Source organism: Avibacterium sp. 20-129, from assembly GCF_026226845.1.
Taxonomy (GTDB): domain Bacteria; phylum Pseudomonadota; class Gammaproteobacteria; order Enterobacterales; family Pasteurellaceae; genus Avibacterium.
In genome coordinates this window covers 1,127,749-1,150,519 of the sequence record NZ_JAKKOE010000001.1, presented here as the reverse complement: position 1 = coordinate 1,150,519, position 22,771 = coordinate 1,127,749, and the positions used below count along the sequence as shown (strand labels likewise).

Below are 22,771 nucleotides of genomic sequence, written 5' to 3'. Positions count from 1 at the left end.
AATGGCTTTGTCCAGTTTCGTGAAATCATCAGTTAATACTAGGATCATAGAAGGATTACACAATGAGTAACATCATTAAACAAATTGAACAAGAACAATTAAAACAAAACGTACCTAGTTTCCGTCCGGGTGATACTTTAGAAGTTAAAGTATGGGTTGTTGAAGGCAGCAAACGTCGTCTGCAAGCATTCGAAGGCGTGGTTATTGCAATTCGTAACCGTGGCTTGCACAGCGCATTCACTTTACGTAAAGTGTCTAACGGTGTAGGTGTTGAGCGTGTATTCCAAACTCACTCACCTGTTGTAGAAAGCATCGCCGTTAAACGTAAAGGTGCGGTTCGTAAAGCGAAACTTTACTACTTACGTGAGCGTTCAGGTAAATCGGCACGTATTAAAGAGCGTCTTGGCGATTAATTTTCTAAGCAGAAATAAGAAAGGCTTGAGAGGCATTCTCAAGCCTTTTTGTTTATTATTTGTTTTTAAAGAGGTAATTCTTTCTTCAATGCCAGTGTAATTGCTAAGGTTTGCACTAAAGTCATTGTTGCACATTGTGAGCGAAAGCCACGCACTTGGGCTTCTTTAATTACAAAAGAGACATCACTAAAAGCGATTAGAGGACTAATTTGGCTATCCGTGATTGCGATCTGCTTTACGCCTTTATTTGCTGTGGTATGCATAATATCTACGGTTTCTTTCGCGTAAGGAGAGAAACTGATTGCAATGACAACATCACCCTCTTTAACTAAATTCAGTTGTTCATCAAACATTCCCCCTAAGCCATTAATTAAAAATGAACGGCAGTCTAAGTGATGTAGGGCATAATCGAAATAGCTTGCTATGCTAAAGGAGCGTTTTAAGCCAATAATGAAAATATTATTCGCATTGTTTAGAATTTCCACTGCGCGTTGTATTTCTTGCTCAGAAGTTTGGTTAGCTAGTTGCTGTAAAGCTTGATGATTTGCTTGAGTAAAAATATTTAAAATATCCACCGCACTTTCCCGATTGGCCTGTTCTGGTTCAAGCTGACGAAAAAGTTGTAAGCGCTCAGTGTAATTTGCTGTTTCTTCCATTAGGTTTTCACGGAAGATTTGTTTCATTTCATTAAACCCACTGAATCCAAAAGCATTAGCAAAGCGAATTAGAGTGGAAGGCGGTACATTGGCTCGTTCAGAAATGGTGGCTACTGTATCAAAGACCACACTATTACTATTGTCTAGTACATATTGTGCCACTTGCTTTAAGCGCTTACTTAAGTTGTCATAACGCGCACGGATTTCATTTTGTAATTGGACTAATTGAGAGTTATTTTGCATTCTACTTTCCTAACGAAATAAACATTTTATAACTTAATTAATGATAGCAAAAATTTCATCTGAACAGAAAATGTTCTTTGATAAATTTTAAGGTTTCGTTGCAGTTTTATCATAAATAGAGAAAATCTTTGTGATCTACTTCTCAAATATTAATTTCATAAAATGACATTTTTGAAATATATGTTTTAATTTGACTATGATTTTATGAGTTAAGTATTTTGTGATTTCATCATCACTAAGGAAAAGCACAATGAAAACGACTGAAAAAACCTTAGATCTTATTTGTCTTGGACGTGTGGCAGTAGATTTGTATGCTCAACAAATTGGCTGTCGCTTGGAAGACGTTACTTCTTTTGCGAAATATTTAGGCGGATCATCAGGAAATGTTGCTTATGGTACAGCGGTACAAGGTATTAAATCCTCAATGCTCGCTCGTGTAGGTGATGAACATATGGGACGTTTTTTACGTGAAGAATTACAACGAGTTGGGGTGGATACGAGCCATCTTATTACCGACAAAGCGCGCTTAACTGCCTTAGTCATTTTAGGTATCAAAGATCAAGATACTTTCCCACTTATTTTTTATCGCGATAATTGTGCGGATATGGCAATTGATGCGAAGGATTTTGATGAAGCTTATATTGCTTCAGCGAAAGCGCTTGCGATTACAGGAACACATTTATCGCATCCTAACACCCGCCAAGCAGTATTGACTGCCTTAGAGTATGCTGGACGTAACGGCACAAAACGCTTGCTTGATATTGATTATCGTCCTGTTTTGTGGGGATTAACCTCTCTTGGTGATGGTGAAACTCGCTTTATTGATTCTGAAGCCGTGACTAAATCCCTGCAAGAAGTGTTACACCATTTTGACGTGTTAGTTGGCACCGAAGAAGAATTTCATATTGCCGGTGGCTCAACAGATACACTGACTGCATTAAAAAATGTGCGTAAGGTGAGTGATGCTACTCTTGTATGTAAACGTGGTGCATTAGGTTGCTCCGTGTTTGAAGGTGATATTCCTAATGATTTAGATGGGGGTATTAATGTTTACGGGGTTCGGGTTGAGGTATTGAATGTTTTAGGTGCAGGTGATGCCTTTATGTCAGGCTTATTACGTGGTTATATCAATGGAGAAAGCTGGGAGCAATGCTGCCGTTATGCTAATGCTTGCGGTGCATTAGTGGTTTCACGTCATGGCTGTGCGCCAGCAATGCCAACTAAAACAGAACTTGATGATTATCTTGCTCGAGCAGAAAGCGTGCCGCGTCCTGACCTAGATTTACAACTAAATCATTTACATCGTGTCACCTCACGTAAAAAACAATGGAATGATCTCTGCATTTTTGCTTTTGATCATCGCAAACAACTTGTCGATATGGCACAAAAGTGTGGGGCTAATTTAGATAAAATTCCTGTGCTAAAAAAACTTCTCGTGCAAGCTGCTGAACAAACAGCTCAACAAGAAGGTATTTCCAACGGATATGCAGGTGTCCTCGCAGACACAACCTTTGGGCAAGCTGCACTCAATGAAATCACAGGGAAAGGCTGGTGGATAGGGCGACCAATTGAATTACCCTCTTCTCGCCCGCTACGTTTAGAGTACGGTGATCTCGGTAGCCAACTAATCAATTGGCCAGCGGAACACGTTGTTAAATGTCTTGTTTTCTATCATCCCGCAGATAATGCAGATTTACGCATAGAGCAAGACGAAATGCTCAAACAAGTTTATCAAACTTGTTGCCGTACAGGGCATGAGTTGTTGTTAGAAATTATTTTGCCTGTAGATATGGAACAAAACGAACATTATTATGCAGAAATGATTAAGCACTTCTATGCCATTGGCATTAAGCCAGATTGGTGGAAATTACCCGGTGTATCCTCACTGGCTTGGCAAGAGATCAGCAATGTCATTGAACAAAGCGATCCTTATTGTCGTGGTATTCTTATTTTAGGATTGGATGCACCAGAAGAAACATTTGGACAGGTCTTTAAAGCCTCTGCTAATACACCATTAGTCAAAGGTTTTGCTGTGGGGCGTACGATTTTTGGTCAGCCATCTTACCAATGGCTATCAGGAGAGCTTTCGGATGCGCAATTGGTTCAAGCTGTATCTGAACGTTATAGACGCTTAATTCGATTATGGAAAAATCGTAAAAATTAACGACACTAGGTTTGCTTTCATAAACATTGTGAGCAAGTCAAACGGCTTGCTCATTTGTTTTAGAAATTGGCTAAGTGCGGCTATTTTTTACAAATTTTCCACCGCATTTTGATCTGCTCCCTAAAAACTGGACACCTAATTAGAGGTGCAGATTATGTCCTATACCTATCAATTCCGTTTAGAAATTATCAAACAAGTCACCGAACAGGGTGTGGGTATCCGAGAAGTGGCTAAACGTTATCAGATTTCTCATTCTCTTGTGATTAAGTGGTTAAAAGCCTTTCACGAAAGAGGCTTAGAGGGGGTAAAATCCCCCTTTATTCAACCTAAAAGAGTTAAGCCCAAAATGAAGAAAAAAGAGATGAATATTCCTGACCCCACAGAGTTATCCCCTAAAGCAGTTAAAAAATTGCAACGTAAACTGGCTCTCGCCCGTGCAGAGATTGCTTATTTAAAAAAGTTGGAGGAATTAGACCGATAAAAACGACGGCAGAAAAAAGAGCCGCCATTGACGAACTAAAGCAAAAGCACGCGTTAGATGATTTACTGAAAGTGGCGAAAAGGCCGCGTTCTACCTTTTATTATCAAGAAGTTAAGCGCGATTACTCGGTAGAAAAAGCGGCAATATTCTCGCTGTATCAAGCGAGTAAACAGCGAGATGGCTACCGCCCTTTAACGTTCAAATTACGTCAAATCGGGTTTACGTTGAATCATAAAACCGTACTGAAATTAATGAGGGAGTTGCAAATTCAGTCGATTGTTCGCAAGAAAAGGTACGGGAGGTAAGACCGCTTTGATTGCGCTAAATGTGCTGAATCGTGATTTTACTGCGACAAAACTGAATCAGAAATGGGTGACGGATGTGACCGAATTTCATATTGGGCGGGAGAAGCTGTATTTTTCCGCATTAATGGATTTGACGAATCGAGAAATTATCGCCTATCAGTTTGCAAGGCGCCCCAATTTTCCCTTGGTAAAAAAGATGCTGGAACAAGGGTTAAGCCAATTAAGTGCGACGGATTGCCCCATTATTCACAGTGACCAAGGCGTTCTTTATCATACAAACGCTTGGCGAAAAATGCTGGAGGGGCGCGCGATACCGAGTATGAGCCGACGCGGGAATTGCTATGATAATGCGGTGATTGAAAGTTTCTTTGCGATTTTAAAATCCGAGTGTTTTTATACGCATAGCTATACGTCGATAGCGGAATTGCAAGCTGAACTTGAGGAATCTGTGGTGTATGACAACCAAAAACGTATTAAAATGGCTTCAAAAGGACTGAGTCCTGTTCAATACAGAACTCAGTATTTATAGTTTAACAACCTGTTCAACTTTTGGGGGCAGATCATAAGTGCGGTGGAAAATATCCATTTTTCCGACATTAGTAGCAGTTGCACAAAACTAAAACTTGAACAATTGACCGCCAAAAAGAAAGCCTTTAGCTTAATGATGTGTCGTTTCCGTATTAAACAACGCCTCAATAAATTCATCTGCTTTAAATGGGCGTAAATCCTCAATTTTTTCACCAATACCAATATAACGAATTGGCAGTTTAAATTGATCGGCGATGGCGAAAATTACGCCGCCTTTGGCTGTGCCATCTAATTTAGTTAAGCTAATTCCTGTTAAGCCCACGGCTTCGTTGAATAGTTTGGCTTGGCTAATTGCGTTTTGCCCCGTGCCGGCATCAAGCGTGAGCATAATTTCGTGTGGAGCGGTCTCATCGTATTTTTTCATTACACGAACGATTTTCTTCAGCTCATCCATCAAGTTATTTTTATTTTGTAAACGCCCAGCGGTATCCGCAATCAAAATATCAATATTTCGTGCGGCTGCAGATTGCATTGCATCATAAATTACGGAGGCTGAATCCGCCCCAGTACTTTGTGCAACTACGGGAATATTGTTACGCTCCCCCCACACTTGAAGTTGTTCTACGGCAGCAGCACGGAAGGTGTCTCCCGCCGCTAACATCACCGATTTGCCTTGCATTTGGAATTGGCGTGCAAGTTTTCCAATGGTGGTGGTTTTTCCTACGCCATTAACGCCGACCATTAAAATCACATAAGGTTTTTTGCTATGATCAATTTCCAAAGGCTGTGCCACAGGTTTAATAATTTCAGCTAACTCTACTTTTAATTGTTGATAGAGCAGATCCGCATCTTTTAACTGCTTACGACTTGCGTGCTGAGTTAAATTATTGATAATTTTGGTCGTTGTTGGCATTCCAATATCAGCGATGAGAAGTTGTTCTTCTAATTCTTCAAACAGATCATCATCAATTTTTTTACCTGAAAATAACCCGAAAAAGCCTGAACCGATATTTTGTTTCGTGCGAATTAAGCCTTTCACTAAACGGCTAAAAAAGCCCCCTTCACTTGGTTTTTCTTGGGTTGAAATGTCAGTGTTTTGCACCGCATTTTGCTCTTGTGAAAGCACTGCTTGCTCTGCGATTTCTGTTTCTTGTGCTAAAACATCAGCATTTTCTACCGCACTTGGTTCTTGTGGAAGTCCTGATTGCTCTGCGGTTTCTGTTTCTTGTGCTAAAACATCAGCATTTTCTACCGCACTTGATTCTTGTGGAAGTTCTGCTTGCTCTGCGCTCTCTGTTTCTTGTGCTAAAACATCAGGATTTTGCACCGCACTTGGTTCTTGTGAAAGTTCTGCTTGCTCTGCGCTCTCTGTTTCTTGTGCTAAAAGATCAGGATCTTCTACCGCACTTTGCTCTTGTGAAAGCACTGCTTGCTCTGCGATTTTTGTTTCTTGTGCTAAAACATCAGCATTTTGCACCGCACTTGGTTCTTGTGGAAGTTCTGCTTGCTCTGCGTTTTTTGTTTCTTGTGCTAAAACATCAGGATTTTGCACCGTACTTGGTTCTTGTGAAAGCACTGCTTGCTCTGCGATTTTTGTTTCTTGTGCTAAAACATCAGGATTTTCTACCGCACTTTGTTCTTGTGGAAGTTCTGCTTGCTTTGCGATTTCTGTTTTTTGTATTTCAGCTTGGTTTGATGTTTCTTCTTTCTTTTTTCCTAATCCAAACCAAGACCAAAAACCACCTTTTTTATTTTTTTCTGCCATAAATTGCTCACTATTATGAAAAATTACTGATTTTTTGAATTTGTACTAAGCCATTTTTATACTAAACTATGTGCCTTAATTTTATTCTGTTATTCAACGCAAAAACAGGCTGAAAATTAGCATTAAGCTCAGCGAAAAGTTTGCATAGTTTATCATAATTTGGCGAATCCCTATGAAAAAAAATCCTGTTACCCGCAAGCAACACACTAACTTGGCAAAAGGAGAAGTCCGTATTATTGCTGGGCTTTGGCGTGGACGGAAATTGCCGGTGCTTAATGCGCAAGGCTTGCGACCAACAGGGGATCGGGTGAAGGAAACGCTATTTAATTGGCTGATGCCTTATATTGTAGATGCAAGCTGTTTGGATTGTTTTGCGGGTAGTGGTTCATTAGGGTTAGAGGCGCTTTCACGGCAAGCCAAGCAGGTTACCTTTTTAGAGCTTAATAAACAGGTAGCAAACCAACTCACGCAAAATTTACAGCAACTGAAATGTACGCCACAGCAAGGGCGAGTGATTAATCAAGATAGCTTGTATTATTTACAGCAAGCACCGCAAGATCCCTTGTTTGACGTGGTATTTCTCGATCCGCCTTTTCATTTCGATTTCGCTCAACAATCTGTTGATTTGCTGACCTCATTTAATTGGCTCAAGCCAGATGCACTCATTTATGTGGAAACAGAAAAAAATAAAACCTTGCGTGTGCCAAATACTTGGCAGCTGTTAAAAGAAAAAAACACAGGGCAAGTGAGTTATCGCTTGTATCAATATGTGTTGGGCGAGTAATGCTGTATCAACCTCTTCGATATAATCCATTTTCACTGACCACTAAACCTTGCAGTTCTAAACTTAATAGTTGGGTGAGCAATTCATCAATAGGTAAGGATAACCGTGCGGAAAGCTCATCAAGGCTGATGGCAATATGGCTAAGTTGGGCGTAAAGTTCAGGGTAACTTGGTGGCTCATTTGGCTGTGTGGCGGAGTTTTTTGGCGAGCCGTTTAAATTAAGTGGAAGATCTTGTTGTTTTGCTACCGCATAACGTGAGGCGTTATCGCCATAATTTGGCAGATTGTCTAGAATGTCCTGCACGTTTTCCACCAGTGTTGCGCCTTGTTTAATTAATTTATGACAGCCTTCGCTGAACCCATTTTGAATATGGCCGGGGAGCGCAAAGATTTCTCGATTTTGCTCAAGGGCGTAGCGAGCGGTAATCAGTGAGCCACTGCGTTCTGTTGCTTCGATGATTAATGTACCAAGAGAAAGCCCACTGATAATACGGTTTCGACGAGGGAAATTTTCTGCTACCGGAGGCTGGTTGGGCAAAAATTCAGAAACCAATGCACCATTATTTTCAAGAATTTGCTGAGCTAAACCACGATGTTTAGCAGGATAAATAGCATTTAGCCCACTGCCTAATACCGCAACGGTTTGCCCTTTCTGTGCCACCACCGCGTGATGACAAAAGCCATCAATCCCTAATGCCAAACCACTGGTAATGACAAAACCCGCTTGGTTTAATTCTTGCGCGAAAAACTTCGCCCAATATTCCCCATAATTTGAGCAATAACGGCTACCCACAATGGCAATTTGTGGTTGTGAAAGTGCGGTCATATTTCCTTGCAAAAATAAAAGCGGTGGTGCAGAAGGAATTTGTTTCAGCAAATAAGGATAATGTTGCTCGGTAAAATTCAGTAAAACATTGCCCGCACTTTGCGACCAATCTAATGCCGGATCGATAAATTTACGCTCAGGATAAAACCAACGCTGAATTTGTTTTTCTGTCCAACCGATTTGTTTGAACGCGATCGCGTCATAGTCTAAAAGCTGTTCAGGCGGAATGTCAGCCAATATTTTTTGAATGCTATTAGCGCCAAGTTTGGGGATTTGTAATAAGCGGAGTACGATTTCGTTGTTTAACATTACTATTGTAGAAATTGGCAAAATAGAGGCGTAGCTTAAAATAAAGCGTAGAATAAAGGTAAATTTTATGCATATTTTGCGACGGTGATCGAAAATTTCGTCGCGATTAAACGTAGGAAAGATACATCACGCCCTAATCATCGGGGCGTGATTTCTGTGTTATTGTTTAGCTTGATGAGTTTCCAACCATTGTTGCATAAATTGGATTTCGCTTTGCTGTGCTTTAATAATATTTTCCGCAAGTTGGCGTAATTCAGGATCTTTGCCATATTTTAATTCTATTTCTGCCATTTTTACTGCACCTTCGTGATGAGGTAGCATACTGGCTGCAAATGCCACATCGGCATCTTGATACTGCATTCCTTTTTCCATATCCCTGTGCATTGCTGACATACTTTCCATTAACGCATTTTGCATTTCGTTAGGTTGATGGGCAGAATGCACGTGTTGCATTTCAGCCATTGCCGTCGTGGAAAGTAAACCGATTAAAATCAAGCGAGCTTTTTTCATTATGATGACCTTCTTTTTTGTGTAATTAAATGAGGCAAAATAATAAACCTTATCCTAAGGTTAAGGTCAAGAAAAAGCACGTCCTTTTTGTCGGGAGTGAGTTTATAAAATGTAAGGCTATCTTATTGATATATAAGTAAAAATAATAAGCTCTGTGAAAATTCGATATTTTATGCTATAATCTGTTTGTTTTTGAGAATTTCATATTGATAAAGTATGATTTTTTCGTCTTTTTGTACTGTTATGTACAACTCAATGCGTTGTATAAACGTTTATTGCTGAGAAAGACAAATCAATAGTCTTTTTTAGCTCAAAATTGAAGCAATTTCATTCATTAATTTGTTTTGCATTCTTTGTTTTAGCGAACGCTCTCGCTGCGATTTCAATTGACTTATTAGCATTGATAATGCGTAAAACATTAACATAAAGGAGAATAATTGTTGTGTCTTTTTCTACTTTTATTCATAAAAGATCATCGTTTAACCCCTTTGTCATAGGGGCAACCTTATTACTGGTGCTTTTGTTGCTTGCCGCAACCTTAATTTTGCCAGAAAAAACCACCGCACTTTTAAATTGGGCAAAAGCGGGCGTGTTTGCGAATTTTAGCTGGTTTTATATTTTAGCCTTTTCCATTTTTCTGTGTTTTTTATTCGTATTGTCAGTGAGTAGCTTAGGTAACATTAAGCTCGGGGCAAATGAAGAAGAGCCTGAATTTTCCTTTCTTTCTTGGCTAGCAATGTTATTCGCCGCTGGAATGGGGGTGGGATTGATGTTCTTCGGTGTAGCAGAACCACTCACCCATTATTTTTCCTCGATCACCACAGGATCGGCGGAACATAAACAGCAAGAAGCCTTATTACACACCTTTTTCCACTGGGGTATTCACGCGTGGGCGGTGTATGGGGTGATTGCGCTTGCGTTAGCGTATTTCGGTTTCCGTTATAAATTACCCTTGGCATTACGCTCTTGCTTTTATCCTCTATTGAAAGATCGGATCAACGGCAAAATTGGCGATGTGATCGATATTATGGCATTAATCGCCACTCTATTCGGGATTATCACGACCTTAGGTTTTGGCGCAGCTCAGCTTGGGGCAGGGCTAACTGAACTGGGCGTGGTGCAAGAAAATAGTTTCGGTTTGCAAACGATTATTATCGTCGTAGTGATGTCTATTGCCGTGTTTTCTGCTATTTCAGGAGTGGGAAAGGGCGTCAAATTGCTTAGTGAGATCAATTTGGGATTAGCATTAACGCTAATGCTGTTTATTTTAGTCGCAGGCCCAACCCTCTATTTATTAACCACATTTAGCGATAACATTGGCATTTATTTAAGCAATTTAGTGCGTTTAAGTTTTAAAACCTACGCTTACGAAACAGAAAACACCGCGTGGTTTACCGGCTGGACGGTGCTTTATTGGGCGTGGTGGTGTTCTTGGGCGCCGTTTGTCGGTTTGTTCATCGCACGTATTTCTCGTGGTCGCACCATTCGTGAATTTATTTTTGGTGTGCTAGCCGTACCAAGCTTATTCAGCATTCTTTGGTTTACCGTGTTCGGTGATAGCGCAATTTGGTTAGAATTAAACGTGGCGAACGGGGCATTGCACGAGTTCACCTCGGCACCAGAAAAATTATTGTTTAAATTCTTAGATTATTTACCGCTCTCTGCCCTCACAGGAACCTTAGCCTTAGTGATCATTTCGTTATTTTTTATCACGTCGGCAGATTCGGGTATTTATGTGCTAAATAATATGGCATCTCGCGATAAAAGCCTTTCTGCGCCACGTTGGCAAGCAATGATGTGGGGTGTTGTGATGATGGTACTTGCCATTGTACTAATGCGTGAAGGTGGGCTAGGCACACTGCAAACAATGACCTTGTTAGTCGCACTTCCCTTTGCAATGTTGATGTTAGTGATGTGCGTGAGTTTATGGAAAGGCTTGAATGCGGATCAAAAATATTTCGCCGCGAAAGTCACGCCGACCAGTTTGTTATGGACGGGCGAAAAATGGAAAGAACGTTTGGGGCAAATGCTCAACCAAACGCAAGAAAAGGATATTGTCAAATTCCTAAAACGTACTGCCTTGCCTGCAATGCGTGAGTTACGGCAAGAGTTAGTGGAAGTTTACAATCTTAATGTGGACGTTGTCCCGTCACTGGATGCTGAAGAACCTAGCGTGGAACTTATCATCAAAAAAGAATCAATGCGTGATTTTATCTACGGGGTGAAATCCGTGAGCCACGAAATTTCATCGCAGTTAGTTGATGATGAAAATCTCCCGCATATTCAACATTCGATAACATATCAACCGATGACCTACTTTGCAGATGGTCGCACGGGTTACGATGTGCAATATATGACGCGTGATGAACTGATTGCAGATATTTTGCGTCAATACGAACGCTATATCAGCTTACTAGAAGATGTCGGACAAGAGCTAATGTCGCACGAACAAACAGAATTAGCAGAATAAGTTGACTTATTGTCCCACAATAAAAAACAAAGTGCGGTCAAAAAATGATAGAATTTTGCCCGCACTTTTTTACGCGAGCTTTTCTCGCTTTGATTATTTATGGAGAACTTATGGATACCGCATTTATTTTATCTGCTATTGTCGGCTTAGGCATAGTGGCACAATGGTTAGCTTGGTATTTAAAACAACCTTCAATTTTATTTTTATTGCTGATAGGGATTATTGTTGGCCCCGTGCTGAAGTTGTTTAATCCCGATGTCATTTTGGGCGATTTGCTCTTTCCTTTTATTTCCCTTGGTGTGGCTGTGATCCTTTTTGAAGGCGCGCTTACGTTAGAATTTGATGAGATTAAACAACACGGCAAGGTTGTGCAACTCTTGGTTTCGCTCGGAATGCTCATCACCGTCAGTGTGATTTCCGTCGCCACTTATTTTCTGTTTGATGTGGATTGGCGCATTGCCCTGCTTTTCGGCACATTAGTGTGTGTAACTGGCCCAACGGTGATTGTGCCGTTATTACGTAGTGTTCGCCCCAACAGTAACATTGCCAATATTCTCAAATGGGAAGGCATTATCATTGATCCAATCGGCGCGATTGCGGTGGTTTTAGTGTATGAATACATTATTTCTGGCGGTGAATCGAGCGAAATCGGCACTTTTGCGAAAATCATTGCAGTAGCGGGAGTTATTGGAATGGCAGGGGCGTGGCTGTTAGCAAATTTGATTAAACGCCATATGATCCCAGAATATTTACGCAACGTGTTTGTGCTTGCTTATATTTTACTGTTATTTACCGCCTCAAACCATTTTGCCCACGAATCAGGTCTCTTAACCGTCACCGTATTAGGCGTGGCATTGGCTAATTGGAAAGGCTTCCCTAAAGATCATATTTTAGAATTTAAAGAGTCCCTGACCGTTTTACTGATTTCTACCCTGTTTATTATTTTAGCTGCACGAGTGAATTTAACCCATCTGGTTAGTGTGGGCATTGCAGGAATTTTGCTCTTATTCGTGGCAATGTTTATTGCGCGTCCGCTCGCCATTTGGTTTTCTTCAATCGGTTCAAGTTTAAGTTTAAATGAAAAGCTGATGATTAGCTGGATTGGGCCGCGTGGAATTGTGGCAGCGGCAATTTCTTCCTTATTTGCCATAAAATTGCAGGAAACGCACATTCAAGGCGTGGAATTGCTCGTGCCATTAGTGTTCACGATTATTATCGGTACAGTGTTAATTCAAGGCTTGGGGGCAAAAACCATTGCAAAATGGCTGAATGTGCAAGAGGCTGTGTACAAAGGCGTACTGATTATTGGCTCAAACCCTGTGGCGTTGGCAATCGCGAAATCTCTAAAAGATCAAAATGTGGAAGTGCTAGTAGCAAGCCGCCACTATAATGAAGTCGCCAAAGCAAGAATGTTAGGGCTTCGCACCTACTACGGTAACCCTGTTTCTACTCACGCAGACGGGCATTTAGATCTGATTGGGCTAGGCAATATGTTCGCCATTAGCACGGATAAAGAACTCAACACCTTGTCGGAAATTCATTATCGCCACGAATTTGATAAAGAAAACATTTACCGCATTCGTTTCAGTGATGATAACAACCCAACGGAACGTTATGATATTCAAGATAACTACCGCTCTAACTGGCTTTTTGGCAAAAATGTCACCTATGCGAAATTAGCCAGTATGTTGGCAAAAAATGCACGGATTAAGGTTACCAATCTGACTGATAGCTATACTTATCAGGATTACAAAACCACCAATAAACAATTTGTGCCGTTATATACCATTGATGATAAAGGCTTTATTTCGATTATCAATGATGAACAAGCGATCCCAACCCTCTGCCGTATTGTCGCCTTGGTGGCAGAAGACGAAACGGCGAAAAGCCAATAAAAGCGCATAAAAATAAGTGCGGTGGAAAAAATAAAGGGGCTGTCCTAGATAACTAGGCTAAATTCCCTTTAACTAATTGTTTTAAAATAGAAATTTGAGATTTTAAGTTACTGTTATTAAAACGCCATTCGCATTCCTTCAAATAAAGCTCAAAATGAGCTTTAGGAATACCGTTAAACTTGCGTAAATGGCGTTTCGCCTGATTCCAAAAGTTCTCAATTCCGTTAATGTGATTTTGTTTTTCTGCAAAGTGTGTACTGTGATTGATACGAAAATGGTTAAATTCACTCACGTCAAGTACATCATAACTTCGGTAGAAATCAGTGTAAACAAGACTATCAGGCTTTACTTGCTCACGAATGATTGGCAACAATGTCGCAGATTGAGTATTTGGCACCGCGACGGTGTAAACCTTACCATTGCGCTTTAAAAGCCCAAATACAGCCGTTTTACCTGCTGCACCTCGCCCTCGTTTGCCTTTGCGAATGCCACCGAAATAGCTTTCATCGGCTTCAATTTCGCCATCGAACATTTCCAAATGGGAGCTGTTTTGATATATAAGTAATCGCAAGCGATGAAAGTAATACGCTGCTGTCGTTTTGTTTACATTTACTCGCTCAGCTGCTGTTCTTGCAGTAACACCTGCGACAAACAGCCCAATGAGTTTATTTTGTTTATGCTGACTTAAGCGACTTTTTCTCATTTGGTCATTTTAACCTAAATAGAGTTTTTAGTCGTTATCTAGGACAGCCCCAAAAATAAATATTTTTCACCGCACTTTGTTTCTAACTGCATACGCATTAACGCGAATTAATGGGCTTCGTCCCAGTTTTCGCCCACGCCGACATCGACAATTAACGGTACAACAAGATCAGCGGCGTTTTCCATTAAAGATTGGATTAGCGTGCTGTAACGTGTGATATGTTCTTCTTTCACTTCAAACACCAATTCATCGTGAACTTGCATAATCATCGCAATATTTGGATCTTGATTGATGGCGTGGTCAATGGCGATCATCGCGCGTTTAATAATATCCGCGGCTGTGCCTTGCATTGGGGCATTGATTGCCACGCGTTCCGCCCCTTTTCTGCGCATTGCGTTGCTGGATTGAATTTCAGGCAGATATAAACGGCGTCCGAACAAGGTTTCCACATAGCCTTGCTGTTTGGCTTTTTCGCGAATATCAGTCATAAAGGTTTGCACATCTGGATAGCGTTGGAAATACAAATCCATATATTTTTGTGCATCGCCACGCGCAATGCCAAGCTGACGGGAAAGCCCAAACGCACTCATTCCATAAATTAGCCCAAAGTTAATGGCTTTTGCGCTGCGACGTTGTTCGCTCGTTACGTCATCAAGTGGCACACCAAAAATCTCTGCGGCGGTGGAGCGGTGAATATCCTTGCCTTGCTGGAATGCACTGATCAACCCTTTATCTTGGGATAAATGTGCCATTATACGCAGTTCAATTTGAGAATAATCTGCGGCGATAATTTTGTACCCTTCACGTGCAATAAAGGCTTGACGAATACGGCGTCCTTCTTCATTACGAATGGGAATATTCTGCAAGTTTGGATCGCTGGAGGACAATCGCCCCGTTGCCGTTACGGCTTGATGATAGGAGGTGTGAATTCGCCCAGTGCGCGGATTGATCATCTGCGGAAGTTTATCCGTATAAGTGGATTTCAACTTCGCTAAACCACGGTGTTCAATGAGTAATTTCGGCACAATATGCCCTTGTTGAGCCAGCTCTTCTAACACTTCTTCATTGGTGGAAGGCGCGCCTTTTGGCGTTTTTGCGATAATTGGCAGATTCAATTTTTCAAACAAGATTTCTTGCAATTGTTTGGTGGACGCAAGGTTGAAGGTTTCCCCAGCAGCTTGATGCACTTGACTTTCAAGTGCGGTCAATTTTTCGCTAATTTCTTGCGATTGGGCAAGTAAGATTTGGCTATCCACTAAGACACCATTGCGTTCAATACGTGATAACACGCCCACTAATGGCATTTCGATGTCATCAAATAACGTCACCAAACTTTCCGTTTTCGCCAATTCTGGCCATAAAGTTTGATGCAATTTCATTGTGATGTCGGCATCTTCCGCCGCATATTCACTGGCTTGTGCAATAACAATTTTATCAAAGGTAAGCTGCTTTTTGCCCTTGCCTGCAATGGCTTCAAATTCAATGGTTTGGTGATCCAAATAGCGTTTGGCAAGCTCATCCATATTGTGCCGCCCTGTGCTATTTAGCACATAGGATTCCAACATTGTGTCAAAACGCACACCTTGTAAGTGAATGCCGTGATTCGCGAATACGCTAAGATCGTATTTAATATTTTGTCCCACTTTTTCAATCTGTGGATTTTCTAATAACGGTTTAAGTGCTTGCAAACATTGTTGTTTGTCCAATTGGTTCGGTACACGCGCAAAATAGGTTTCGCTAGCTTGTGCCGACTCGTCAAACAAATCCCCTTGTGATTGGCTTTCGCACGCCACTTCGTGCAAATGATCAAGAGGGATATAGCACGCCTCGCCACTTTCTAAGGCAAAAGAAATGCCCACCAAGTTCGCTTGCATCACATCTAAATTATCCGTTTCCGTATCCACTGCAATGAGGTTGGCGCGCTGTATTTTATTGAGCCATTCATCGAGCTTGGCTTGGTTATCCACGGTTTCATATAAAGTGCGGTCTATTTTTACCGAATTTTGCACCGCACTTTTCACCTTATTTTCATTTTGTGTTATGGGTGTTGCAAATTTAGCGCTTTGCAAATCGCCTTTGGTTAAACCGCTTTCCCCCTCTATGACTTCATTAAGCCAACGCTTAAATTCATAGCGGGCGAAATATTCCACTAATTCATCACGCTGATTTTGCCCAAGTGTGAGTGCCTCTGGCTTCACGGCTAATGGCACATCTGTTTTGATTGTCGCGAGAATATAGGACAAATCTGCATCCGCTTTCGCGGCAAGTAGTTTCTCACCTAATTTTTTTGCGCCACGAATGGGCAATTCAGCAACTTTTTCCAAATTAGCATAAATTTCTGCCATACTACCAATGCCCTGCAACAAGCCGAGCGCGGTCTTTTCGCCTACGCCAGCCACACCGGGGATATTATCTGCACTATCGCCCATCAAGGCTAAATAATCAATAATTAACTCAGGGGGAATGCCGTATTTTTCAATCACGCCCTCACGGTCAAGCAGGCTGTTATTCATTGTGTTGATGAGCATAATATTATCGTCCACCAACTGCGCCATATCTTTATCTCCCGTGCTAATGAGGACTTTCTTGCCCGCTTGGGAGGCTTGCACCGCCAGTGTACCGATAACATCATCTGCTTCCACCCCCTCAATGGACAAAAGCGGAATGCCAAGGGCTTTGATAATGGCGTGCAATGGCTGAATTTGTTTGCGCAAATCATCTGGCATTGGCGGACGGTGCGATTTATATTGCTCAAATAATTCATCACGGAAAGTTTTTCCTTTGGCATCAAACACCACCGCAATATGGCTCGGCTGCACCTGTGCAATCAAACTTTTCAGCATATTCAACACGCCATACATCGCCCCCGTTGGCTCGCCAAGGGAATTGGTAAGTGGTGGAAAGGCGTGAAACGCACGATATAAATAAGATGACCCATCAACTAACACAAGTGGGTTTTCTGCAATTTTAGCCATAAGATTCTCGATAACTGTGATGAAAAATGGGGGATATTATAGCGGAAATAGAGATGTTTTTTGCATTTTTATTACGACTAGGATTAAAAGAAAGGAAAAGCTTATTGGAATTAAGATCTTTCTGTCACAGTAATAAATGATGAGTGTGTCAATAAAAGAGAGTGAGTGATAATAATATGGTATCAGCCGATCAGTATATAGTTAAATTTTATTTAAACATCATAAAATTTTGCCTTATGGCGTTAGGTATCATCTATAAAAAGCTGCTAAATTATCCAATGTTAGCCTTAAGCTCAGAGCCGCTTTCCTGTAAAGTATAAAAAAGCACAAAACAATGGGTAGAAATCTGATATTCTATTGAAAAGAAATAGTCTAAAATTAAAAATAAGTGAAAAAATACAGGATTTATTGTATTGATACATTTTTTAGGTGGTATGATATTTACCTAAGTTTAGTTATAGCTTCTTGCGTAAGATTAAATTGTTCAAGATCGCGTTTGAGTTTTAATGCTATTAGGTAAGGTTGTACCTGTAGGGCGAAAAATAGAGATATAAAGAAATAAAAAAATCCAGTAAAGAGGATGATCGCTGCATTTTTGAGATTATGTTCAAGATTTGAAAAGCCATAGTATATAAAATATATACCGAAGAAAGTTAATATAAAAAAGTAAAGTACATTAATACAGACATCAAATTTTTCTGCTTTTTTGATCGATAAAACAAGCGAACCTTCTTGTAATTTAAAATACTTAGCAGATTTTGCTACCTGATTAAATGTATATTTCTTTTGAATAAAATTATGAAATGCAATAAATTTCCTTAAAAAATTAAGATTTCCCCTAATTTTTGTTAAGCGATACAATATCCATTCAAGTTGTTGTTCTTTTAAAAATCTCTCTAAGTCAGGATACCTTTCTTTATCTAAGATAGAAATTGCATAATCAAGATCCTTGAATTTCATTTCTCGAAGAATTAGAAAATATTCAAATAAAGGTCTAAATAAGAGAATTAATCCGATTAATGTAATGATGATAGTGGTAAAGTATTCTCCTTTATTTAAACTAGAAGTAAATAGCTGAATTAATTCCATTATTTTTCATCCTTATATCAGGTCTATAATGTTTTATAAAGAGATAAAATATTACTGTATTTTTTATACTCAAATTATTAGATAAATAAAGTAAGTGCGGTGCTTTTTTATCAATTTTTACAACGGGCTTTCCACCTGTAAATGTTCGTAAATCGCATTAATGGTGAGCATTAAGCAAGAGCGTACTAATTTTTCTTTACGTTGGGTTTTGATTTGATAGCTGAGAGAATTTGGATCTTCTTTATCATCAGGAAAATTAAGTAAGTTTTTGTCTTGCTGTAAATGTAAGTGTTGTACAAATTCAATAATCAGTGGATCGAAAAAACGATGTTCTTTTTCATCGTTGTTTAATGTTTCTTTAAATTTGATAAAGGCATTAATATCTTCAAAAATCTTATGCTCAATGACGCCAAGCCCAAGTAGCACTTTTAAGCGAATGGAAAGATCAAAAAGGGGGCCTGACGTCATAAATAGGGAGTCCACCACCGATTTGACCGCAAAATCCGTTTTGCGGAATACACGATTGATTAAGCTGTCCACCGCCTCATCAAAAAGTGCAACGCTGGCGGTAATAAAGCCACGAATAGAGGTGGCTTCGGTGAGTTTTTCGTAAATAGGATCGTCCAATGATACCTTCCTAATGTGATTGATACAGATAATGGGAAGACAGCTTACACAAGTGCTTGATAGGCTTGTGCAATTTGTTCAATCACGGCATTATCTTGTAATTCAGTATATTGTTTTAAGGTATTGATCACGCCATTTTGTGTTAACGATTGTGCTAACGTTTGTGCTTGCGGATCGTTGTCATTGCGATAGCATAATGCGGTAGCCACGGCTTGTACCAAATATTGGTGTGGCAATTGGTATTCTAATGTGCCACGCAATGGTTTAATTAGGCGATCATTATAACTGAGTTTTCGTAATGGCTCACGTCCTACGCGATCTACATCGTCCACTAAATAAGGATTGGCGAAACGAGCTAGGATTTTTTCGATATAAGCGGCGTGAGCTTGCGGATCGAAATCATAGCGTTTAATTAATACGGCACCACTTTCTTCCATAACGGCTTTAACAAAAGCGCGTACCGTCGGATCTTCAATGCTTTCTTTGACAAATTGGTAGCCTTTTAACTTGCCGTAATAGGCGGTAACGGCGTGTCCTGTGTTTAGCGTGAATAATTTACGTTCTACAAACGCCATAAGATTATCGGTTTGTTCCATTCCAGCAATTTGTGGGATTGTGCCTTTAAATTGCGTTTTATCCACAATCCATTCACTAAATTCTTCTACTGTGACTAAAAGGGGATCGGCAGGGTTGGCTTGCACAGGCGGTACAATACGATCCACTGCACTATCAACAAAACCGACTAATGCCTCAACCTGTTGCTGTTGATTTTCATCTAAATATTGAAAAACCTGTTCTTTTAAGAAGGTTGTGCCACGCACCATATTCTCACAAGCAATAATATTTAGTGGTTGGGTATTACCTGCTTCAATGCGAGCAATTAATCCTTTGGCAAGGGTGCTGGCAATAATTTTTAGCACATTTGGACCAACTGCTGTGGTGACCAAATCCACTTGCTTAAAGCGTTCAATCAGTGCATTTTCATCTTTTGAATTAACGCCGGTTACGTTGGACACTTGTTCAATACGATTAACCTTTTCGCCCACCACTTTAACGTTGTAGCTTTTTTGTGTTTGTAATAAACGGATAACGTCGTCATTTACATCAGCAAAAACCACCTCAATACCGCTATCAGCAAGTAATTTGCCGATAAATCCTCGTCCAATATTACCTGCGCCAAAATGTAATGCTTTCATTTTTTTCTCCAATAACGTTTATAATGAGAAATGACATCGTAAAAAACGATGCCATTTTATACCGCACTTTAAGATTTGAGTAACGCTAACACATCTTCTACATTTGTTGTAGAGGTCAGTGTGGCAATCGCTTCTTCACTATCTAATGCATTCGTGATTGCCGTCAGCACTTGAATGTGTTCATTGTTGCGAGCGGCAATACCGATGACTAATTTAGCGATGCCATCTTCTTCCTCCGTGAAGCGTACCCCTTCAGGATATTGACATACCACGATACCCGTTTTTAATACGGCGTCTTTTGCATCAACCGTGCCGTGCGGAACCGCTAGCCCCTCACCTAAGTAAGTGGAAACTAATTCTTCACGTTCAAACATTGCATCGACATAACTTGGTAACACAAAGCCTGCTTTTACTAGTTGTTCACCGGCAAAACGAATGGCGTCTTGTTTATTTTCTGCTTTTAATCCTAAGAAAATTTGATCCGCACTTAAGTTGAAGGTTGCCCCATTCATTTCTGCGACTTCTGCACTGTCTGTGGGTTTTGAAGCCGCTTCAGCGAAATGCGCTTTTAATTCATTCACCAAATTATCATAGAATTTATTATCTAAGAAATTGGTAAGAGACAAGTGCATTGCATTTGGTACTTGTTTTTGTGCGCGTAGCGTTAAGTCTTGGTGCGTAATGACTAATCTTGCATTATCTGGCAAGTCATTGATTGCACAGTTCGCCACCTCAATTGGCAAGCCTGCATCATTTACTTTTTTGCGTAGCATACTTGCACCCATCGCGCTTGATCCCATACCTGCATCGCAAGAAACGAAGATTTTTTGTAAGCCTTTATAATCAGTGATTGGCTGTGCTACACCACCTTTCATTGCTTTTGAAGCCGCTTGTGCTTCTGCTAATTTATCTGAAGTATCTTCTTTTTGGATTTTTAGGAAGAACGCAGCAATGATGAAAGACACAACAGTTGCTAATGCCACCGAACAAAGTACGCCAAAGATAGAATGTGAAGGTGTCATCGCCAATACAGCAATGATTGAACCCGGTGAGGCAGGGGCGATGAGGCCTGCGTGAAATAACACCAGCGTGAACACCCCAGTCATTCCCCCTGCGATAACGGCAATTAATAAACGTGGATTCATTAACACATAAGGGAAATAAATTTCGTGAATACCACCAAAGAAGTGGATAACCGCGGCGCCCCCTGCTGTTTGTTTTGCAGAACCTTTACCAAACAGAATATAGGCTAATAATACGCCTAAACCCGGGCCCGGATTTGCTTCAATTAAGAAGAAAATAGATTGTCCAAGTTCTTGTGATTGTTGAATACCCAGTGGTGAGAAAATACCGTGATTAATCGCATTATTTAAGAAAAGAATTTTCGCGGGTTCAACAAAAATAGAGGTTAATGGTAATAAATGGGCTTGAACAAGCACATCAACGCCAGCCGCTAAGGTAGTAGAAAGTATTTTTACTGCTGGGCCTACAACCAAGAAGAACAAAATGGCAAGTAGCATACCGATAATGCCAGATGAAAAATTATTCACTAACATTTCAAAACCACTTTTAATTTTACCATCAGCCCAACGGTCAAAATGCTTAATTGCCCAACCACCTGTTGGCCCGGCGATCATTGCACCCAGGAACATTGGAATATCTGTACCAATGATGACCCCAGCAGTGGTAATTGCGCCCACAACGGCACCGCGATCGCCACCGACTAATTTCCCCCCAGTATAACCAATTAATAAGGGTAATAAATAGGTAATCATCGGCCCAACAAGTTTGCCGAGCGTTTCATTTGGAAACCAACCTGTTGGAATAAAAAGGGCGGTGATAAATCCCCAAGCGATAAATGCCCCGATATTCGGCATAACCATATTTGATAAAAAGCGTCCAAAGCTTTGGACTTTAAGTTTTGCATTTGCTGATAACATATTAACCTCATTAGTATTGAGCTAAGTTGTGTCCATTTAATGAACGAAAGCATAGCAAAGCGAAAATTAAAGCCCAAATTTTTAAGTTTAAAAATGTGAAGTAGATCACAAGATATTTTTAGGTATATAAAATCAAAATGTGATGTAGATCACATAATTTTATTTGAATGAAATTTTATGTGATCTATATCACATACATAAGATAAAAAATGTATAGAAAGGCGCGACTTCTATCAGTGTGGCAGGAAAGATAAAACAGTAAAAATGTGATGTTGAGATTTTAGAAAGCAATACAAAACTGCTTGGCAATGACCAAGCAGTTTGGAAAGGGTTAGAATGGAATATCATCATCTAATTGCATATCATCAATCGCTGGCTGAGGTGCTGGCGTTGGTTGCTGCGTTGGTTTTGATGATGGATATGTTGGTTGTGTTCCTTGAGGGGCGTATTGGTTGCCACTTTGTTGTTGGTAACCCCCGCCTTGTGGCGCATAGCCACCTTGCCCACGTTCTGCGCGGCTATCTAACATTTGTAGCACATCACCTTGAATCTCAGTGGTGTAACGATCTTGTCCATTTTGATCTTGCCATTTACGGGTTCTTAAGCGTCCTTCCACATACACTTTTGACCCTTTTCGTAAATATTCTCCTGCGATCTCAGCTTGACGACGATAAAAGACAATGCGATGCCATTCAGTGATTTCACGACGTTCGCCAGTATTCTTGTCCATCCAGCTCTCACTGGTGGCTACGCTAATGTTTGCAACAGCTTCACCATTTGGCATTGTGCGAACTTCAGGATCATTTCCAAGGTTTCCTACGATAATAACTTTGTTTACTCCAGCCATAAATTCCTCTGTCTGATTATTAAGTGCGGTAAAAATTTTTGCTAT

The 22,771-nt window shown here is 40.4% G+C and carries 19 protein-coding genes; 8 read left to right on the top strand and 11 right to left on the bottom strand.

What is annotated here, in order from left to right:
* Window positions 1-62 precede the first annotated feature (62 nt).
* Entirely contained in the window at window positions 63-413 is a 351-nt protein-coding gene (gene rplS / locus L5B90_RS05450) for a 50S ribosomal protein L19 (protein ID WP_250351010.1), read from the top strand.
* 65 nt (window positions 414-478) lie between these two features.
* Here rplS and L5B90_RS05445 read toward each other — a convergent pair whose 3' ends face one another.
* Window positions 479-1,312 carry a MurR/RpiR family transcriptional regulator gene (locus L5B90_RS05445; protein WP_250364010.1) on the bottom strand — a complete coding sequence of 278 codons (834 nt, stop codon included), beginning with the start codon at window positions 1,310-1,312 and terminating at the stop codon, window positions 479-481.
* A gap of 250 nt (window positions 1,313-1,562) precedes the next feature.
* Between L5B90_RS05445 and L5B90_RS05440 the strand changes: the two genes are divergently transcribed.
* From L5B90_RS05440 to L5B90_RS05425, 4 genes are all read left to right on the top strand, one after another.
* Window positions 1,563-3,476: a bifunctional 5-dehydro-2-deoxygluconokinase/5-dehydro-2-deoxyphosphogluconate aldolase gene (locus L5B90_RS05440; RefSeq protein WP_250364011.1), complete on the top strand. Its 1,914-nt coding sequence runs from the start codon at window positions 1,563-1,565 to the stop codon at window positions 3,474-3,476.
* Between the two features lie 154 nt (window positions 3,477-3,630).
* Window positions 3,631-3,957: a helix-turn-helix domain-containing protein gene (locus L5B90_RS05435; protein WP_250364012.1), complete on the top strand. Its 327-nt coding sequence runs from the start codon at window positions 3,631-3,633 to the stop codon at window positions 3,955-3,957.
* Between the two features lie 71 nt (window positions 3,958-4,028).
* The gene (locus L5B90_RS05430; RefSeq protein WP_250364013.1) at window positions 4,029-4,262 is read left to right on the top strand and encodes an IS3 family transposase; all 234 of its coding nucleotides are present in this window, start codon (window positions 4,029-4,031) and stop codon (window positions 4,260-4,262) included.
* Window positions 4,234-4,791 carry an IS3 family transposase gene (locus L5B90_RS05425; protein WP_265748356.1) on the top strand — a complete coding sequence of 186 codons (558 nt, stop codon included), beginning with the start codon at window positions 4,234-4,236 and terminating at the stop codon, window positions 4,789-4,791. Before L5B90_RS05430 ends, L5B90_RS05425 begins: the two co-directional genes overlap by 29 nt.
* 129 nt (window positions 4,792-4,920) lie before the next feature.
* On the opposite strand, the gene ftsY is transcribed toward L5B90_RS05425, so the two are convergent.
* On the bottom strand, window positions 4,921-6,555 hold the full coding sequence (ftsY, locus tag L5B90_RS05420; RefSeq protein ID WP_250364015.1) for a signal recognition particle-docking protein FtsY: 1,635 nt from the start codon (window positions 6,553-6,555) through the stop codon (window positions 4,921-4,923).
* 172 nt (window positions 6,556-6,727) lie between these two features.
* Here ftsY and rsmD point away from each other — a divergent pair, with 172 nt between their 5' ends.
* A complete protein-coding gene (gene rsmD, locus L5B90_RS05415; RefSeq protein WP_250364016.1) occupies window positions 6,728-7,339 on the top strand; it encodes a 16S rRNA (guanine(966)-N(2))-methyltransferase RsmD in 612 nt (203 codons plus the stop codon).
* Between the two features lie 7 nt (window positions 7,340-7,346).
* On the opposite strand, the gene dprA is transcribed toward rsmD, so the two are convergent.
* On the bottom strand, window positions 7,347-8,474 hold the full coding sequence (gene dprA, locus L5B90_RS05410) for a DNA-processing protein DprA (RefSeq protein WP_250364017.1): 1,128 nt from the start codon (window positions 8,472-8,474) through the stop codon (window positions 7,347-7,349).
* Between the two features lie 159 nt (window positions 8,475-8,633).
* Window positions 8,634-8,936, bottom strand: a complete 303-nt coding sequence (copM, locus tag L5B90_RS05405; RefSeq protein ID WP_326938224.1) for a CopM family metallochaperone — start codon at window positions 8,934-8,936, stop codon at window positions 8,634-8,636.
* A 490-nt stretch (window positions 8,937-9,426) separates the two neighbouring features.
* Here copM and L5B90_RS05400 point away from each other — a divergent pair, with 490 nt between their 5' ends.
* Both L5B90_RS05400 and L5B90_RS05395 read left to right on the top strand, forming a co-directional pair.
* Window positions 9,427-11,454: a BCCT family transporter gene (locus tag L5B90_RS05400; RefSeq protein WP_250351506.1), complete on the top strand. Its 2,028-nt coding sequence runs from the start codon at window positions 9,427-9,429 to the stop codon at window positions 11,452-11,454.
* A 110-nt stretch (window positions 11,455-11,564) separates the two neighbouring features.
* Window positions 11,565-13,349, top strand: coding sequence for a cation:proton antiporter (locus L5B90_RS05395; RefSeq protein WP_265762343.1), 1,785 nt, complete (start codon window positions 11,565-11,567; stop codon window positions 13,347-13,349).
* A gap of 52 nt (window positions 13,350-13,401) precedes the next feature.
* Here the strand turns inward: L5B90_RS05395 and L5B90_RS05390 are convergent, their stop codons facing one another.
* The 7 genes from L5B90_RS05390 to L5B90_RS05360 form a co-directional block, all read right to left on the bottom strand.
* A complete protein-coding gene (locus L5B90_RS05390) occupies window positions 13,402-14,052 on the bottom strand; it encodes an IS1595 family transposase (RefSeq protein ID WP_265762342.1) in 651 nt (216 codons plus the stop codon).
* 107 nt (window positions 14,053-14,159) lie between these two features.
* Window positions 14,160-17,027, bottom strand: a complete 2,868-nt coding sequence (polA, locus tag L5B90_RS05385; RefSeq protein WP_265762341.1) for a DNA polymerase I — start codon at window positions 17,025-17,027, stop codon at window positions 14,160-14,162.
* A gap of 441 nt (window positions 17,028-17,468) precedes the next feature.
* Window positions 17,469-18,116, bottom strand: coding sequence for a hypothetical protein (locus L5B90_RS05380; RefSeq protein WP_265762340.1), 648 nt, complete (start codon window positions 18,114-18,116; stop codon window positions 17,469-17,471).
* A gap of 117 nt (window positions 18,117-18,233) precedes the next feature.
* The gene (locus L5B90_RS05375) at window positions 18,234-18,743 is read right to left on the bottom strand and encodes an MltR family transcriptional regulator (RefSeq protein WP_250351509.1); all 510 of its coding nucleotides are present in this window, start codon (window positions 18,741-18,743) and stop codon (window positions 18,234-18,236) included.
* Between the two features lie 44 nt (window positions 18,744-18,787).
* Window positions 18,788-19,939: a mannitol-1-phosphate 5-dehydrogenase gene (locus tag L5B90_RS05370; RefSeq protein ID WP_265762339.1), complete on the bottom strand. Its 1,152-nt coding sequence runs from the start codon at window positions 19,937-19,939 to the stop codon at window positions 18,788-18,790.
* Between the two features lie 68 nt (window positions 19,940-20,007).
* The gene (locus L5B90_RS05365; RefSeq protein ID WP_265762337.1) at window positions 20,008-21,879 is read right to left on the bottom strand and encodes a PTS mannitol transporter subunit IICBA; all 1,872 of its coding nucleotides are present in this window, start codon (window positions 21,877-21,879) and stop codon (window positions 20,008-20,010) included.
* Between the two features lie 331 nt (window positions 21,880-22,210).
* Window positions 22,211-22,726, bottom strand: coding sequence for a single-stranded DNA-binding protein (locus tag L5B90_RS05360; RefSeq protein ID WP_250364024.1), 516 nt, complete (start codon window positions 22,724-22,726; stop codon window positions 22,211-22,213).
* Window positions 22,727-22,771 lie beyond the last annotated feature (45 nt).